Here is a 16,003-nt window from a genome sequence, read left to right on the forward strand (position 1 = left end):
CGCCGGGTCAGAACCAGCCGGAGGACAGGAACACCAGCACCTGCAGCTCGCCGACCAGGGCCCCGATCACCGCGCCGACCGCGATCAGCTTCCACTCGTCCTGGCGGAACGCGGGCCGCAGCAGGCCCTCGTACTCCACCCGGGTCAGCTTGTCCATCTTGGAGGCGATGACCTTGCCCAGGTTGATCTGCTCGGTGGCGTACGGCGCGGCGATGCGGGCGGTCTCGTCCAGGTAGGACAGCGCCTTGTCCGCGGCGGCGTGCTTCATCTGCTGGAACCGCCGGGTGCCCACGGCCACGGCGACGAACGGCTTGGCGAGGCTGGCCTGCTCGTCGACGACCTTGGCCACCGTCCGCTGGATCATGCCCAGCACCCGGTCGGAGCGGGGCCCGTGCAGGATGCCGTTGATGATGTTCGGCACCGTCATGACCTCGCGGGCGACGATCTCGCCGTACTGGCGGGCGACGACCTTCCTGCGCCGCTGGAACACGCCCTGGAACACGAACAGGCCCAGGACGCGCCGCGGCTCGCGGGGGAAGAACACCAGCTTGATCGCCAGCCAGTCGGTGAACCAGCCGATCAGCCCGCCGAAGATCGGCAGGACCAGCGGCTCGCGGGTCAGCGCCCAGACGACCGTCTGCACCAGGCCGAGCGCGAACCCGAAGTAGATGCCGCAGCGGGCGATGAAGGCCATCTCCGGGCGCGAGATGTCGCGCACCAGCCGGACCAGCAGCTCCTTGTCCCGCTCCAGCGCGTCGATCGCCACCTGCTGGATGTCCAGCACCTCGTCGATGTTCGTGCGCAGGTCGGCCACGATCTGGCGGACCATGGCCGGGGCGCCGGCCTGGACCTGCTTGATGATCATGTCCTGGACGAACACCGGCAGCGTCTCCCACAGCTGCGGGTGGTGCTCGGCGATGACGTCGCGCGTCACCTCGTCGATCATCAGCAGCAGCGGGCCCTGGATCTCCCTGGCCAGCTCGTCGGGGTCGAGGCGCTCGGCGAGCTGCCGCGCGTCGACCAGCCGGGTCGTGATCATCTCCGTTGACACCCGGATCATCCGCGCCGAGTTGCGCGGGACGACGCCCTGCCAGCCCAGGTACGGCTCGGCGATGCCGACGAACTTGAGCGGCCGGAACATCATCTCGATGGCGACGCGCTTGGTGACGTAGCCGATGATCGCCGCGATGACCGGCATCATCGCGTAGAGCGGCCAGTCGGCCGCGATGTCCGCCACGATCCGGCCGACGTCCAACTCCACCTCCACGACTTAACCGCCGGGTAGGTTATCCGACCGCGGCGGCCGGTCGTGCAGATAATCCTGGTAGCGCTGGACGGTGAGGGTGTCCGGGTGGTCCGGCCCGAGCACCCGCAGGCAGTCAGCGAGCAGCGCCGGGATCTCCTCGGCGACCGCGGTGTCCCCGGCCTGCCAGCGGCACACGGCGAGCGCGCCCCGGGTGCGCAGGGTGTCGGTGTGGTCGGGGCCCAGGACGCGCAGCCGGTCGGTCAGCAGGTCGGCCAGCTCGGTGGCGCACGTGCTCAGCTCGCCCGCGGTCAGCAGCATGACCGCCCGCTCGAAGCGGGTGGTGAGCGTGTCGGGGTGGTCGGCGCCGAGGACGCGCGACTGGTCGGCCGCCAGGTCGGCCAGCGCGGTCGCGGCCGACGCGGGGTCCCCGGTCGCGACGAGCGCCGTGGCGAGCAGCCCTCGGGTGTGCAGCGTGTCGGGGTGGTCGGGGCCCAGGGCGCGGGTCTGCTCGGCGAGCAGCGCGGCGAACTCCAGCGACGCGGAGTCCGCCGCGCCCGCCCGCTCGCGCCAGGTGGAGAGGGCGCCCCGGGTCGCCGCGACCGCCGGGTCGTCCGGGCCGAGGACCCGCAGCCGGTCGGTGAGCACGTCGGCGAACCGCTTCGCCGCGCCCGCCGGGTCGCCCGCCTCGCCCTGCCAGTGCGCGTGCCGGGAGCGGATCACCAGCGTCACCGGGTGGTCGTGGCCCCAGCGCTCGGCCGCGCTCTGGGCCAGGCGCAGCAGGTCGGCCGCGGCGGCCACCGGCTGGCCGGACTCGCCGAGGCTCTGCGTGGCCCGGATCAGCACCGGGTAGCCGTCCTCGCCGAGGGCGTCGCCCGCGGCGTCGTCGAGCGCGGCCGCGTTGGCCCGCAGCGACCGGGCGTGCGCGGCGTCCTGCTCGACGTCGGGCCAGACCTCCAGCAGGGCCGATGCCGCAGCGCGGGCGACGGCCGCCCTGTCCTGTGGGGACAGCGCCGCGCGGACGACGCGCTGGACCAGCGCGTGCACCCGGACCTCCTGGTCCACACTCGCCAGACCCAGCCGCTGCAGGACGGCCAGGCCCTCGCGCACGTCCTCCAGCCGCGCGCGGCCGCGGATCGCGGTCGAGGCGAACACCGGGGCCGGGACGCCGTCGGGGTCCAGCACGCTCGCCACGCGCAGCAGCCGCTCGGCCATGCCGCGCGGTCGGCGCCCGTTCGCGTGCTCGACGGACAGCGCCACGGTCGCCGCGAGCGCGGCGGGGCAGTCGTCCGGGACGGGGCCGGACTCCGCGAGCCTGCGCCGCAGGCGCTTCCCGTGGTCCCGGCAGGTCGTGCCCCGGCCGGTCAGGTCGGCGGCGGCCAGGGCGAGGGCCAGCGGCAGGCGGCCCAGCCGGTCGGCCAGCTCGTCGGCCCCGGCCAGCAGGTCGGGCGGGACCACGGCGGCGAGGTAGCCCGCGGCCTCCGCGGGCGCGAACACCGGCACGTCCACCAATGGCCCCAGGGCGCTGTCCGCGTGCCGGGTGGTCACCACGACCTGGCCGCGACCGGTCGGGCACAGCCCGTCGAGGTGCGCGGGCGAGCGCACGTCGTCGATCACGACCAGCCACGGCTCGCGCGCCGAGGCCAGCCACTCCAGGAAGCGCAGCGCGCCCACCTCGGCGTCGCGGTGCCGGACGCCGGTCAGCGCCGCGCCCACCCTGGCGTACTCGGCGACGATCTCCTCCCGCGACCCGGCCCGCACCCACACCACCAGCCGCGCCCGCCCGGACACCCACCGCCGCTCGGCCAGGTCCGCGGCCAGCTGGCTCTTGCCCACCCCGCCGGGCCCGGTCAGCACCACCGTCCCCGACAGCGGTATCCGGCGTTCCTGGAACCCCAACGCGCGCGGCGGGCGCGACCCGAACCAGTGCGGCAGCGGCACGACCGGTCGCGTGTGGACGCGCAGCTCGCGGGTGAGGTCCCGCGCCTCGACGACCGGGCCGTAGACCGACCCGGTCACCGAGTTCCCGTGCTCGTCCGGCACGACTGACATGATCGCCCCGGGTTCGCCCCACCCGCAACGCGGCGTCAGGCCACCCGCAGTGCCCGTCGGCGGAACACGATCAGGGCGATTCCCAGTGCCAGGGCGGCCATTGCTGCCAGAACCGCCACCTCCGTCCACACCGTCCCCAGACCGCTACCCGGACGGGTGAGGGCGAGGAGCGCGTCCATGGCCCAGGAGTGCGGGAACAGATACCCGATCGTGGTCAGCGCCTCGCCCGCGACCTCCTTCGGCCACAGGCAGCCGCCCAGCATGCCCAGGACGATGCCCAGCGGCGGGCCGATGGCGGGCGCCTGCTGCGGGTTGGCCACCAGCGCGCCGACCAGCATGGCCGCGCCCGTGGCCACCAGGCAGAACAGCGCCACGACGACGGTGACGCCGAGCGGGTCGCCCCAGGAGACGCCGAACATCAGAGCGCTCACCACGATGATCAGCAGCGCCTGGGCGGCGGCGACCACGAGCCTGCTCAGCGCCTCGCCGAACAGGACGGTGCCCTCGCGGACGGGCGCGGCCAGCGTGCGGCGCACCATGCCGATCCGCCTGCTCTCCACCAGGGCGGCCGCGACGGCCATCGAGTTGATGAAGGTGAACAGCAGCAGGTTCGCCGGGGCGGTGTAGGCGAAGCCGGTCGGCTCGCCGCTGTCGCCGCCGGTGTCGCGCACGGCGACCGCCGCGGACTCGGCCTGCGCGGCGCGCACGTGCTCCGCGGCCAGCTCCGGGCCAGCGCCCGCCTTCTCCGCGGCCCGGGTGGCCTCCATGACCGCCGACACCTTGCCGACCGCGACGTCGATCTCCGAGCGGGCGGCCATGCCGCTGCCGCTGGTCTGCGTCATCACCAGGTCGAACCGCGTGGACCCCTGCGGGATCACCAGCCCGGCGGCCACCGCGCCGCGCCGCACGTCGGCGCGCACCTCCTCGGCGGAGTCCGCGCGCCGGACCTCCAGCGCCGGGCTCGACGACAGCTCGCGCAGCACCGCGGCCGCGGTCGGGTCCCCGTCGGCGGCCACGACGGCGACCGGGATGCGCGCGTCGGCCGCCCCGCCCATCGCCAGGCCGACGAACATGATCGTCACGAACGGCATGACCACCATGAAGAACAGCCCGACCCGGTCCCGGGTCTGCCGCAGCAGGTTGGCGACCACGATCGCCCGCACGGCGCTCACGCGAGCATCCCCTTCCGGAATCGCAGGACCGCGAGGACGCCCGCGACCACGCCGATGCCCGCCACCACCGCGACCGGCAGCGCCACGTCGGCGAGCCCGCCGCCCGCGGCCAGCTCGGTCAGCCCGGCCGACACCCACCCGTTGGGGGTGGCCAGCGAGACCGTCTGCAGGAAGTCCGGCAGGTTGTAGACGGGCACCAGGCTCCCGCCCAGGAACGCGAACACGAACGCCACGCCGAGGGTGTAGCCGTCGGCCTGGGCGTCGGTGCGCGCCCCGCTCGCCACCAGCATCACGATCATCGTCGCGGCGAACACGTGCGCCAGGATCAGCGCGAGCACGCCCAGCGGCGGCCCCCAGCTCGCGCCGAAGATCAGTTCCGACGACAGCCAGGTGGCGCACATGCTGACCAGCGCCAGCAGGAACCCGACCGCGCCCTTGCCCGCGACCGCCGTCCACGCCGGGATCGGCGCGGCCCGCATCCGGGCCAGCGTGCCCAGCTGCCGCTCGGTGAGCAGCCCGCGCGCGGAGAGCCCGACGACGAAGAACGCGAACATCACCGCCATGCCGGAGCCGTAGTACACCGCGAGGTCCACCGCGCCGCCGCTGACGGGATCGCTGGCCAGCTCCAGGGACGGCCCGGCTGCCCCGTTCTCCTCCACGAACAGCTTGACGTCCTCGGGCGGCACGCCCGCGCGCAGCGAGGCCCGGACCGCCAGCGTGCGGGCGTCCACCAGGGCGGAGATCCGGTCGACCATGCTGCGCGCGATCACCCCGGCCAGCGGCGTGTCGGCCGACTCCAGCACGGTCACCTCGCCGCCGTCGCCAGCGCCCACGCTCGCGCTGAACCCGGCCGGGAACACGATCGCCGCGCCCGCCTCGCCGGAGTCGATCGCCGCCCGCGCCGCCGCCTCGTCCACATAGGACTTGAAGGTGAGCACGCCGCGCAGCTCCTCCGCGTTCAGCGCCTCGCGCCGCACGCTCGCGGGGAACTCGCCGCCGTCGTGGTCGACGATGCCGATGGTGGCGCGCAGCGGCGGGTCGTCGTCACCGCCGAGGGCGAAGCCGAACATGGTCGCCAGCACGATCGGCGCGACCAGGGCGATCAGCAGCGCGGTGCCGTCGCGCAGCCGCGCGGCCAGTTCTCGGCCGCCCACCACGAGGAGGGGTCGCATGGGGTCCCGTCCTCAGTCTCTCAGCGTGCTGCCGGTCAGGTGGAGGAACGCGGCCTCCAGGTCGGGCTCGACGACCTCGACGCCGGTCACCGCCGCGGTGCCCGACGCCGCGGCGATCAGCGTCGGCAGCAGGTGCCGCCCGCCGGTCGCCAGCAGCCGCACCGACGATGTGCCGGTGACCACGGCCTCGGAGACGCCCTCCACCGCGCGCAGCTTCTCCGCGGTGGCCTCCACGTCGCCGTCGACGACCAGCTCGACGCGGTCGCTGCCGCCCAGCTCGGCGACCAGCTCGCGCTTGCTGCCGTCGGCCATCAGCCTGCCCCGGTCGATGATCCCGACCCGCGTGCAGACCCGCTCCACCTCCTCCATGTAGTGCGAGGTGTAGAGCAGGCTCATGCCCTCGGCGACCAGCCGCTCGACGTTGTCCAGGATCGCCACCCGGCTCTGCGGGTCGACGCCGACCGTGGGCTCGTCGAGGATCAGCAGCCGGGGCCGGTGCAGCAGCGCGACCGCGATGTTGGTGCGCCGCTTCATGCCCCCGGAGTAGGTCTCGACCCGGTCGTCGGCGCGGTCGGCGAGGCCGACCAGCTCCAGCACCTCGCCGATGCGCGCGGCCAGCTCCCGGCGGGGGAGGGCGTAGAGCCTGCCGAAGAAGCGCAGGTTCTCGCGCGCGGTCAGCTCCGGGTAGAGCGCGATGTCCTGGGGCACGTACCCGATCAGCCGCTTGGCCGCGATCGGGTCGGCGGCCACGTCCACGCCGCCGACGGTCACCGTCCCGCCGTCGGGGCGCAGCAGGCCCACGAGCATGGAGATCGTCGTGGTCTTGCCAGCGCCGTTCGGGCCGAGCAGCCCGTAGGCCTCGCCCTCGTCGATGTGGAACCCGACGTGGTCGACCACGGTCCGGTCGCCGTAGCGCTTGACCAGGTCCGTGCACACCAGGGCTGGTTTCATGTGGCCTCGCCGATCACGTTGTTCACCACGCGCTGGCCCTCGGGGTCGATCAGCGCGTCCGCCGGGCTGTTGCCGGTGACGGTGTTCCACTCGATGGTGTTGTCCGCCGACGCCGAGCCGCCCCAGTCCGCGGACGAGGCCACGACGAGCGCGGCGGGCATGACCGACGGCCCGCCCGGGTGGTTGCCGGTGATCCGGTTGCCGATCACCGCGACCCGCTGGACGCCGATCATCGCCAGGCCGACGCCCGACATCGGCGGCCCGGCCGCGCCCGGCGCGTCCGGGTCGTCGCCGCCCGCGGCCAGGGTGTTGCCGGTGAGGTCGCAGTCGGCGACCAGGCAGTCGGTGACGCCGCCCTCCGGCTCGCCGGGGTAGGTCTGGTGCAGCAGCAGGATCCCGGCGGCGTTGCCGTGGGCGCGCACGCGCTGGACGCGCGCGCGGCTGGAGTTGTCGACGAACACGCCGAAGGCGTTGCCGGTGGTCTCGCAGTCGGCGATGTCGGCGTCGGCGGCGGCGCAGAACGCCAGCGCGATCCCGCCGTACTGGCTGCCTGCCGCCCGGCAGCCGCGCGCGGTGAGCCCGGTGGACTCCCGGAAGTACAGGCCCCACACGCGGTTCGCGTCGGACTCGACGTCGACCAGCCGCAGCCCGGAGACGGTGTGCGCGTACACGCCCGCGCCGGAGAACCCGCGCAGCGTGAGGCCTTCCACCACGACGTCGCTCGCGGCGTGCACGACGACGCCGTGGTCGACCGCGTCGGGGGCGTCGTGCAGCGGCGGGACGACGCTCTCGGCGCGCGCCCCCGGCACGATCACGGTCTTCCCCGCGCCCGCGCCGATCAGCCGGGCGCCGTCGGGCAGCGCGACACCGCCCGGGTAAACACCTTCGGACAGGCGGATGGACAGCGCGCCGCCATCAATCGCCTGTTGAATGGATTCCCCGGGGTTGACCTGGACCTCGACCGCCGTCGGCATCAGTGTGCTCCTTCCGGGAACGCGGTCAGTATGGCAAGGGCGACGAGCAGATTCCCGCGCCAGCCCCACCGGGCCGCGCCGACGACACCGCCCGCGCCGTCGGGGAAGCGGGTCAGCGCGGCCGCGGCGCTCGCGCCGTGCAGCGAGTAGGCGCTGAAGCGGGTCAGCGCGATGTCGGTCGTGGCGGCGAACTCGGGCACCGCCGCGTCCAGCAGCGGGCCCGCCGGGCCCACCGCGATGTCGCCCACGGCGGTGAAGTCGTGCCATGAGAAGCCGGGCGGGCGTCCGCCCAGCGCTTTCACCAGGCACTCCTTGACCGCCACGCTGGCCGCGGTCGCCAGTTCGGGGTCCTCGTGCAGCGGGTGCTCCCCGGGGGCGACCACGTGGTCGGCGTAGGCCGGGCCGCTGTAGGCCACGGCCCGGCTGATCCGGTCGACCTCGACGACGTCGACGCCGACCAGCACCGGCGCGGTCATCCGGCGACCCGGTCGAGGAACCGCAGCAGGTGGGCGTTGTACTCCTCGGCGGCCTCGACCATCGGGATGTGGCCGCAGTCCTCGACGGTGACGAACTCCGTCCCGGCGTGCCTGGGCACGATCTCCAGCCAGGGGTCGATCGGCGTCATGCGGTCGTGGCGGCCCCAGACGTACAGCGACGGGCAGGCGACCTTGTCCATCGCGGGGTCCACTTTGTACGTCCGGGTCGCGCGGATGCTGCGCGCCATGGCCACCATCGCCGGGCCGGTCTGCAGCAGCCTGCCGACCTCCTCGACCTGCTCGTCGCCGAAGAGCGGCGTGCCGTGGAAGAGGGCGGCGAGCATGCGGTCGCGGAACTCCGGGCCGGTCGGGCGCACGTCGGCGCGCCGGTCGATGTTGAGGCCGACGTCCGGGTCCGGGGTCAGGCCGGGCGCGCCGCTGACCACGATCGCGCCGATCCGGTCGGGGTGCCTGCCCGCGAGGTCGATGGCGACCAGCCCGCCCAGGGAGTTCGCGCAGATCACGACCCTGTCCGCGCCGACGGCGTCGCAGGACTCCATGAGGGCGTCGCCGAGGCGCTCGATGGACCCGGCGACGCGGCTGTCCAGCGCGCAGATGGGCTCGTTGGTGCGCAGCACCGGCCAGCCGCGCTCGGCCAGCGCGGCGAACGGGCGGTCCCAGATCCAGCCGCCCGCGAACAGCGCGGACATGAACGCCACCAGCGGCTTCCCGGCCGCCGGGCGGTGCTCTGCGGTGAAGGTCGTCATGCGGGCTCCTAGAACAGCGGGTCGGTGGTCGGGGTCCAGCCGCAGGCGCAGGGCCGCTCGGCCGCGGCCATCGACCCGCAGTCGGCGCAGCGGGCGAAGTGGCTCTCCTTGGCCAGGGTCCACACGCTGGTGTACGCGCCGGTGCACAGTCCGCCGCGGAAGAAGCGGCGCATGGCGCGCTGGTGGGCGCGGGCGTGGATCGAGCGGATCGACTCGGGCTTGTCGAAGGCGGTCAGGGTGTACTTGCGGTCGCCGATGTCGAAGGTGCCCACGCCGAGGAACCCGCGCGCGGCGCGCATCGACTTGACCACCTCCACGCTGAGCAGGTCGACGTCGGCGGCCTCGTCGTCGTCGCGGACCGACAGCCAGGTGAGGGCCATGGCGCCCGGCGTGCCGGGGCTGCCCGGGGTCCGGGAGCTGACCCCGAACTCGCGGGCGCCGTCGGAGCGGGGCACGAACCGCGGCGTGTACCCGATGGCCTCGGCGATCGCGAGCCGGTCGAAGTGCCGGTGCACGTGGAGTTCGCCCGCGTCCTCGGTGAGCAGGTCGGTGCCGGTGATCGTGAGTTCGGCGCCGGTTCCCGGCATGCCGAGGTAGCTGTCGCGGTGGGCGGTCGTGAGCGTCCAGGTCGCCGCGGCGGGGGTGACGCGGGTGAACTCGAACCCGCCGGGGAAGCGGGCCATGAAGCCGCGCGCGTGCTCGGCCAGGGCGTGGCCGGTCAGCGGCTTGTCGGTGTCGGGGTCCACAAAGGAATGGACGGTGGCAGCGGCGTCCGGGTCGCCGTCGCGCCAGGCGGCGAGGTGGCGGTCGATCAGGCTCATGTCTCGTCCTCCGGCTGGCTCAGGGCCACGGCGACCGCGAGGTCCGCGGTGTGGCTGACCGAGACGCGGATGGGGCGGTCCGCGCTGAGCGGCGAGCGCAGCCGCACCTCGGGCGGGTGGCCGTGCAGGCAGGCGGCGCTGCGGGCGCACATCGCCGACGGTCGCGGCAGCACCTCCACCCCGCCCAGCGACTCCGCCGACACCGGCACGCCCAGCAGCCGCAGCACGGCGTGCTTCGCGGCGAGCCTGCCCGCCCAGTGCTGCAACGTGCGGCCCTCGCCGGACCGCAGTCGCTCCGCGCGCGTGTAGACGCTGTCCAGCGCCATCGGCGCGACCAGCTCCTCGGGCGCGGACAAGCCGCGGAAGGCGACAACGGCGCTGCCCCAGCTGCTCATGCGACCGGCTCCCTGCGCAGCCTGCGCGGCGTGCCGGGATCGGCCATCGTCACGCAACGCGGGCCGGACGCGCGCATCAGGCCGGTGAGGACCTTGCTGTCGCCGACCTCGACACAGGTGTCCGCTTCGGAGAGACGCGCCATCGTCGCCGTCCAGCGCACGCGCGCGGTCAGCTGCTCGATCAGGGCGTCCTTGACGACCGCCAGGTCCGTCGTCGGCTCGGCGGTGGCGTTCGGGATGACCGGGACGCGGGGCGCGGACATCGCGGTCTCGCGCACCGCCAGCGCCCAGCCGTCCACCGCCGCGGCCATCAGCGGCGAGTGGAAGGCGTTGGCGACCTTGAGCGGGACGACCTTGCGCGCCTCGGACTTGTCCATGCGCTCGATCGCGGCGAACGCGCCGGAGACGACCACGTGGTCTGCGGCGTTCTCCAGGCCGACGACCAGCGGCTCGTCCGGCGTCGCCGCCGCGGCCGCCAGCTCGGCCACCCGCGCCACCGGCAGCCCGATCACCGCGGCCATGCCGCCGGTGTCCGGGACCGCGGCCATCAGCCGCGACCGGATCGCCACCAGCCGCAGCGTCGCATCGACGTCCAGCACGCCTGCCGCGCACAGCGCGCTCAGCTCGCCGACGCTGTGCCCGGCCACGACGTCCGGCCGGACGCCGCGCTCGGTCAGCACGGCCAAGGCCGCCAGGTTGCAGGCCGTCACCGCGGGCTGGGCCGCGTCCACCAGCCGCTCCAGCGGTCCCCGCGCGCACAGCTCCGACACCGGGGCCACGGCGTCGGCGCGCGCGAGCACCTCGGCCGCCACCGGGTCTCGGCGCAGCCAGCCGCCCATCCCGACGCGGACCGTGCCCTGGCCGGGGAACACGAACGCGATCACGGCCGTCCCCTCCTAGAGCCGTCGGCGCCGCGAGGGCGTGGTCGCCGCCCGCTCGGTGCCCAGGAAGCCCAGCAGCAGCTTGGTCACCTGCTCCGGCTGGTCGAGCGGGATCCAGTGGCTGGCGTCCTCGACCCGCTCGTACCGCCACGGGCCCTTCACGAACTTCACCGAGCCCGTCATGCCCTCCTCCAGCAGCGCCTTGTCCCCGGAGGACCAGATGCCGAGCGTCGGGGCGAGCACGGGCGGGAAGTTGCGCTCCACGCGCAGCTCGGCCTCGGGCGAGCGGTTGGCGCGGTACCAGTTCAGCGCCGCCGTCAGCGCGCCCGGCTTGGCCAGCTCCCTCGGGTAGCGCTGGTAGTCGCCCTCGTTCCCCATGATCTCCTTGAACAGCCGCCAGCCGTTGCGCCGCAACAGCTGCTCGCTGACCCCGGGGAACTGGTAGAAGAGCATGTACCAGCTCGCGGCGCGCTGCTCGATCGACGGCGTGCTGAACACGCCGGGGTGTCCGACGGAGAGCACCGCGAGGTGGTCGACCCGCCGCGGCATGAGGAACGCGTACATCCACGCGATCGCCGCGCCCCAGTCGTGGCCGACGATGTGCGCCCGCTGGATGCCCAGGTGCAGGGTCAGCGCCACGACGTCGTTGACGATCGTGCGCATGTCGTACGCCTCGACCTCCTGCGGCTTGCTCGACGCGCCGAAGCCGCGCAGGTCCGGCACGATCACCCGGAACCCGGCCTCGACCAGCGGGTCGATCTGGTGCCGCCAGAGGTAGTGCGAGTCGGGGAACCCGTGCAGCAGCACCACCGGATCACCCTCGCCGCGATCGACGTAGGCGATCTCGACCCCGTTGACCTGGGCGGAGCCAGTCAGCAAGCTCTCTGTCATACCCTCTCCCTGAACAGCCGCTCGGCGAAGAACTCGCTGAACCCGAACTCCGGGACGTCCTCCGGCGGGACCATGTTGAGCAGGCCGGTGACCTGCGCGGCGAAGTTCTCCGCCATCAGCTCGCGCACCCGGCGGCGCCGGGCGACGGCCTCGGGGCCGAACTCGCAGTGCAGCTTGGCGATGATGCCCGCGCCGAAGTGCAGCCGCTCCATCCGGAACTTCCGCTCGACCAGGTACGGCTCGAACGCCGACGGCGACCAGTCGTCGCCCAGCAGGATCTCGCAGACCGTGCGGGTGTCGCGCAGGCTGCACGACAGGCCGGTGCCGAGCACCGTGTCGGCGTTGCCCGCCTCGTCGCCGACGAGCACGACCCCGTCGGTGACGATCGGCCGCTCGGGGAACATCGCCACCGACGGCCACACCTTCAGCGGGCCGATCGGCCGCGCCGCCGCGTAGACCGACTTGCCCCGGTCGGGCAGGCTGTCCAGCTCGAAGTCGGCGATGAACCGCTCGGTGCCGCCCTCGCCGCGGTAGCGGTGCTTGTTGGCGGTGGGGAAGTTGATGTAGAGGCGGGCCATGCCGTCGCCCTGCGGGAAGACCATGAACATCTTCTCGCCCTCGGTGCCCATGGCCTGCACGTCCATCGGCCAGTCGTCCAGGCCCTCGACGCGGACGCCGCCGCCCCAGTGGTGCACGGAGGTCGCCATGGTGACGCCGATCTGGCGGCCGACGGTGCAGCCGCGCCCGGTCGCGCCGATGATCATGCCCGCGCGCAGCTCGTGGTCGCCCGCGTCGGTCTGGTACCGGACGACGGGGCCCTCGCCGACCGTGGCCTTCCGCGCGCCCATGACGACCCGCGCGCCGTTGTCGGCGGCCTGCTCGGCCATCAGCTCGCAGACGAGGTGGTGCGGGAACGACAGCGGGCCGCCGACGCCGGGGACGAAGCGGGTCATGTCGACGGTCTCGGCGGTCTCCGGGTCGTCGGTGGTCTCGTCCCACTGCGTCCACTCGCGGATCTCCCACGCGCCGCCGAGGCCGAACGCGTCCTCCACGCCCAGCAGCTGCGCCTCGCGCATGCCCCACGGCGCGATCCACTCGCCGCGGACGATGTCGGTGTAGCGGTCCTGCTTCTCCAGCAGCACCACGGACACCCCGTGCGTGGCGAGGTAGGCCGCGGCGGAGGCCCCGGCGATGCCGCCGCCGACGATGGCGACGTCGGCGTGCTCGGTTCTCATGGCTGCCACCTCTCCCAATGGGTGCGTTCCTTGGCCGCGTGGCGGTTGGCCGGGCGGAAGTCGGTGCCGATGGTGTAGGCGACCGGGACGAGGCAGACCTGCGTGACGCCCGCCGGGATGCCCAGCAGCTCGCCGACCTGCCGCTCGAACGGCACGTGCGTGCAGGTGATCGTGCTGCCCAGGCCGCGGCTGCGGAGGGCGAGCTGGAACGACCAGATCGCCGGGAAGATCGAGCCGTAGAAGTTGCTGGCCCGCATCGCGCCCAGCGTCACGCCCTCGGTGCCGACGATCTGCTTGCGCCGCTGGGCGGCCAGCCACTGCCGGTCGATCTCGCCGATGTCCGGCGGCCGCCCCAGCACGCACGGGATGACCAGCACGGGCACCCTGGCCAGGGTCGCGACCAGCGCGGCCGCGGACTCGCGGTTGCGCTTGGCCTGCTCGCGCCTGCGCCCCGAGCGGGTCCAGGACTCCTTCTCGTGGAAGTTCCAGGAGATCTCGACCAGCTCGGCGATGCGCTCCTTGGTCGCCGCCTCGGTGACGACCACCCACCGCCAGTTCTGCTGGTCGTTGGCGGTGGGCGCCTGCACGGCCACCTCCAGCGCCTCCTCGATCACCGACCTCGGCACGGGCCGCTCCAAGTCGAGGCGGCGCCGCACCGACCGGGTGGTGCTGAGCAGCCGGTCGGTCTCCAGCACGTCGAACGGCGTCATACCGCCCCCAGCACGACCCCGCCGCGCACCGAGCCCGGCGCGGCGGTCAGCACCAGCGCCCTGCGCACCGCGCCGGGCAGCACCGGCTTGGCCACATAGGACTCGACACCGCCGGTGTGCGGGTTCTCCAGGCCGGGGATGGCCGTGACCACGCCGTCGCGGATGGCCAGCGCGGCCAGCGCCAGGTTGAGCGCCCCGGTGGCCGAGCCGCAGTCGCCGGTCAGCCCGGTCGAGGCGGTCAGCGGGCTCGACGGCAGCCCGTCCAGCACGGCGGCGGCCTCGTCGGCGTCGTGCCGCGCGCCGGTCGCCGAGCCGATGACCAGGTCGATGTCGGCGGGCAGGCCGGACAGGTTGCGCTCCACCAGCCCGCGCTCGCCGTCGTCGCCCGCGCCCGCGTGCCGCGTCGTCACGACCCGGGCGTACGGGGTCGCGCCCCGGGCCGCGGCGTGCTCGGCGGACTCGACCACCAGCGCCACGGCCGCCGACGCCTTCGGGGCCGGGGCGGAGTCGCGGTCGTACGGGGTGACGCCGTCGAGCGCGCCGCCGGTCTCCGGCGCCTCGTCGGCGGCGACGACCAGGACGACTTCGGCCTTGCCCGCGCGGATCGTCTCCACCGCGCAGTCCAGCGCGATGGACGCCGACGCGCCGCCGTTGCAGATCGTGGTCGTCGGGCCGCGCAGGCCCAGGGTCTGGCAGACCGCGCCGCCGGTTGCGTTGAGCACGACGTTGGAGAAGCTGAGCACGGCGGGCTTGTTCGGGTTGGCGAGCACGCTCTCGTCGAAGCCGTCGGTGCTCTCCACCGAGCCCGCCGCCGTCGCGAACATGACGCCCACGGCGTCGCAGGCCGCCCGCGACAGCTTCAGGCCCGCGTCCTCCCACGCCAGCCGGGACGCGGCGATGGCCATGCGGGACAGGTTGTTCATGTGCCGCCACAGCGAGCGGGGGGCGAACGTGCGCCCGTCGAGCGACGGCGGGCCCGCGCTGGCCTGACCGGCGGCGATGGCCGAGGTGACCTCGGCGATCCCGGTGCCCAGCCCGGTCACCGGCCCGAGCCCGGTGACCACCACGTCGCGCTCGGGCAGGCCGGTGTGCTCGCGCAGCGGTCCGGGCGTGCGCAGGACGAGCGCGGCGTTGTTGCCGCCGAAGGCGTAGTTGTTGGACACCACCACCGACATCGGCATCTCGCGCGCCGCGTTCGGCACGAAGTCCAGGGTGGACGCCGCGATCGCCTCGTCGGTGAAGCCGATGGTGGGCGGCGCCGTCGCGGTGCGCAGGGCCAGCACGCTGGCCACCGCCTCGACCGCGCCCGCCGCGCCCAGCGTGTGCCCGATGAAGGACTTGATGCTGCTCGTGGGCACGCTCGCCGCGCGCTCGCCGAAGACGGCGCGCATGACCTTCTTCTCCATGGCGTCGTTGGCGGGCGTTCCCGTGCCGTGGCCGTTGACGTAGTCCACGTCCTCGGCGGCGAGCCCCGCGTCGGCCAGCGCCCGGCGCATCGCGCTGACGCCGCCTCGGCCCGTCGGGTCCGGCGCGGTGGCGTGGTAGGCGTCGGCGGACAGGCCGTACCCGGCGACCTCGGCGAGCGGGACCGCGCCCCGGGCCAGCGCCCGGTCCAGCGGCTCGACCACCAGGAACGCCGCGCCCTCGCCGAGGTTGAGCCCGTCGGAGCGGCTGTAGGGCGCGCACGGCCCGGAGCTCAGCGCCTGCAGCCCGGCGAAGCCCGCGTAGGTGCCGAACAGCAGCGGGTCGACCCCGCCCGCGAGGACGACGTCGGCCTCGCCGGTCAGGATCTTGTCCTTGGCCAGCCCGACGGCGTTGCCGCCCGCCGCGCAGGCGGTGGAGACCAGGATGCGCGGGCCGCGCATGCCCAGCCGGGCCGCGACGACGTCGCCGGTGGCGTGCATCGGCTGGTAGCCGCCGTCGGCGGCCGGGGTGGCCTGGCACTTGCCCAGCACCAGGCCGAACCGCTCGCCCGGCACGTCGGCGACGCCCGCCATGGCCACCGCCTGCCGCGCCGCGACCAGGGCGAGCCGGGCGGTGCGGTCCAGGCCGCGGTCGGTGTCGGGCAGCTGGTCGTCGATCCACTCGGTGGGGACCTGACCGGCGTACCGGGCCTCGAAGGCGGCGAACCGCTCGTCGGCGACCGCGGTGATGCCGCTCTCGCCCGCGGTGAGCCGCGCCCAGAACTCCTCCGGGTCCCGGCCCGCCGCGCAGATCACCCCGATCCCGGTGATGACCACGGGGCGCAGCGCCATGGTGGGTT

15 protein-coding genes are annotated in these 16,003 nt (G+C 74.2%); all 15 read right to left on the reverse strand.

Annotated features, from left to right (window positions below):
• Positions 1-7: 7 nt before the first annotated feature.
• Positions 8-1,201 (reverse strand): DUF445 domain-containing protein, encoded by a 1,194-nt coding sequence (locus Actkin_RS01860; protein WP_258907830.1) that lies wholly within the window; start codon positions 1,199-1,201, stop codon positions 8-10.
• A gap of 69 nt (positions 1,202-1,270) precedes the next feature.
• The gene (locus tag Actkin_RS01865; RefSeq protein WP_258905623.1) at positions 1,271-3,286 is read right to left on the reverse strand and encodes a tetratricopeptide repeat protein; all 2,016 of its coding nucleotides are present in this window, start codon (positions 3,284-3,286) and stop codon (positions 1,271-1,273) included.
• Between the two features lie 44 nt (positions 3,287-3,330).
• The gene (locus tag Actkin_RS01870; protein WP_258905624.1) at positions 3,331-4,467 is read right to left on the reverse strand and encodes an ABC transporter permease; all 1,137 of its coding nucleotides are present in this window, start codon (positions 4,465-4,467) and stop codon (positions 3,331-3,333) included.
• On the reverse strand, positions 4,464-5,639 hold the full coding sequence (locus Actkin_RS01875; protein WP_258905626.1) for an ABC transporter permease: 1,176 nt from the start codon (positions 5,637-5,639) through the stop codon (positions 4,464-4,466). Before Actkin_RS01875 ends, Actkin_RS01870 begins: the two co-directional genes overlap by 4 nt.
• A 12-nt stretch (positions 5,640-5,651) precedes the next feature.
• Entirely contained in the window at positions 5,652-6,590 is a 939-nt protein-coding gene (locus Actkin_RS01880; protein WP_258905627.1) for an ABC transporter ATP-binding protein, read from the reverse strand.
• Entirely contained in the window at positions 6,587-7,564 is a 978-nt protein-coding gene (locus tag Actkin_RS01885) for a right-handed parallel beta-helix repeat-containing protein (RefSeq protein ID WP_258905628.1), read from the reverse strand. Before Actkin_RS01885 ends, Actkin_RS01880 begins: the two co-directional genes overlap by 4 nt.
• Positions 7,564-8,040 (reverse strand): holo-ACP synthase, encoded by a 477-nt coding sequence (locus tag Actkin_RS01890; RefSeq protein ID WP_189208714.1) that lies wholly within the window; start codon positions 8,038-8,040, stop codon positions 7,564-7,566. The genes Actkin_RS01885 and Actkin_RS01890 overlap by 1 nt, the downstream gene beginning before the upstream one ends.
• The gene (locus Actkin_RS01895; protein WP_189208713.1) at positions 8,037-8,807 is read right to left on the reverse strand and encodes an alpha/beta fold hydrolase; all 771 of its coding nucleotides are present in this window, start codon (positions 8,805-8,807) and stop codon (positions 8,037-8,039) included. The genes Actkin_RS01890 and Actkin_RS01895 overlap by 4 nt, the downstream gene beginning before the upstream one ends.
• An 8-nt stretch (positions 8,808-8,815) precedes the next feature.
• Positions 8,816-9,628 carry a hypothetical protein gene (locus tag Actkin_RS01900; protein WP_258905630.1) on the reverse strand — a complete coding sequence of 271 codons (813 nt, stop codon included), beginning with the start codon at positions 9,626-9,628 and terminating at the stop codon, positions 8,816-8,818.
• A complete protein-coding gene (locus Actkin_RS01905) occupies positions 9,625-10,023 on the reverse strand; it encodes a holo-ACP synthase (RefSeq protein ID WP_258905632.1) in 399 nt (132 codons plus the stop codon). Before Actkin_RS01905 ends, Actkin_RS01900 begins: the two co-directional genes overlap by 4 nt.
• Entirely contained in the window at positions 10,020-10,907 is an 888-nt protein-coding gene (locus Actkin_RS01910) for an ACP S-malonyltransferase (RefSeq protein WP_258905633.1), read from the reverse strand. The genes Actkin_RS01905 and Actkin_RS01910 overlap by 4 nt, the downstream gene beginning before the upstream one ends.
• A 12-nt stretch (positions 10,908-10,919) precedes the next feature.
• Positions 10,920-11,795 (reverse strand): alpha/beta fold hydrolase, encoded by an 876-nt coding sequence (locus tag Actkin_RS01915; protein WP_189208709.1) that lies wholly within the window; start codon positions 11,793-11,795, stop codon positions 10,920-10,922.
• Positions 11,792-13,030: an FAD-dependent oxidoreductase gene (locus tag Actkin_RS01920; protein ID WP_258905634.1), complete on the reverse strand. Its 1,239-nt coding sequence runs from the start codon at positions 13,028-13,030 to the stop codon at positions 11,792-11,794. The genes Actkin_RS01915 and Actkin_RS01920 overlap by 4 nt, the downstream gene beginning before the upstream one ends.
• Positions 13,027-13,740 carry a nitroreductase family protein gene (locus tag Actkin_RS01925; RefSeq protein WP_189208707.1) on the reverse strand — a complete coding sequence of 238 codons (714 nt, stop codon included), beginning with the start codon at positions 13,738-13,740 and terminating at the stop codon, positions 13,027-13,029. The genes Actkin_RS01920 and Actkin_RS01925 overlap by 4 nt, the downstream gene beginning before the upstream one ends.
• Entirely contained in the window at positions 13,737-15,995 is a 2,259-nt protein-coding gene (locus tag Actkin_RS01930) for a beta-ketoacyl-[acyl-carrier-protein] synthase family protein (RefSeq protein ID WP_258905635.1), read from the reverse strand. Before Actkin_RS01930 ends, Actkin_RS01925 begins: the two co-directional genes overlap by 4 nt.
• Between the last annotated feature and the right edge of the window lie 8 nt (positions 15,996-16,003).

This window comes from Actinokineospora sp. UTMC 2448, assembly GCF_024760565.1.
In the GTDB taxonomy this organism is placed as follows: Bacteria; Actinomycetota; Actinomycetes; order Mycobacteriales; family Pseudonocardiaceae; genus Actinokineospora; species Actinokineospora fastidiosa.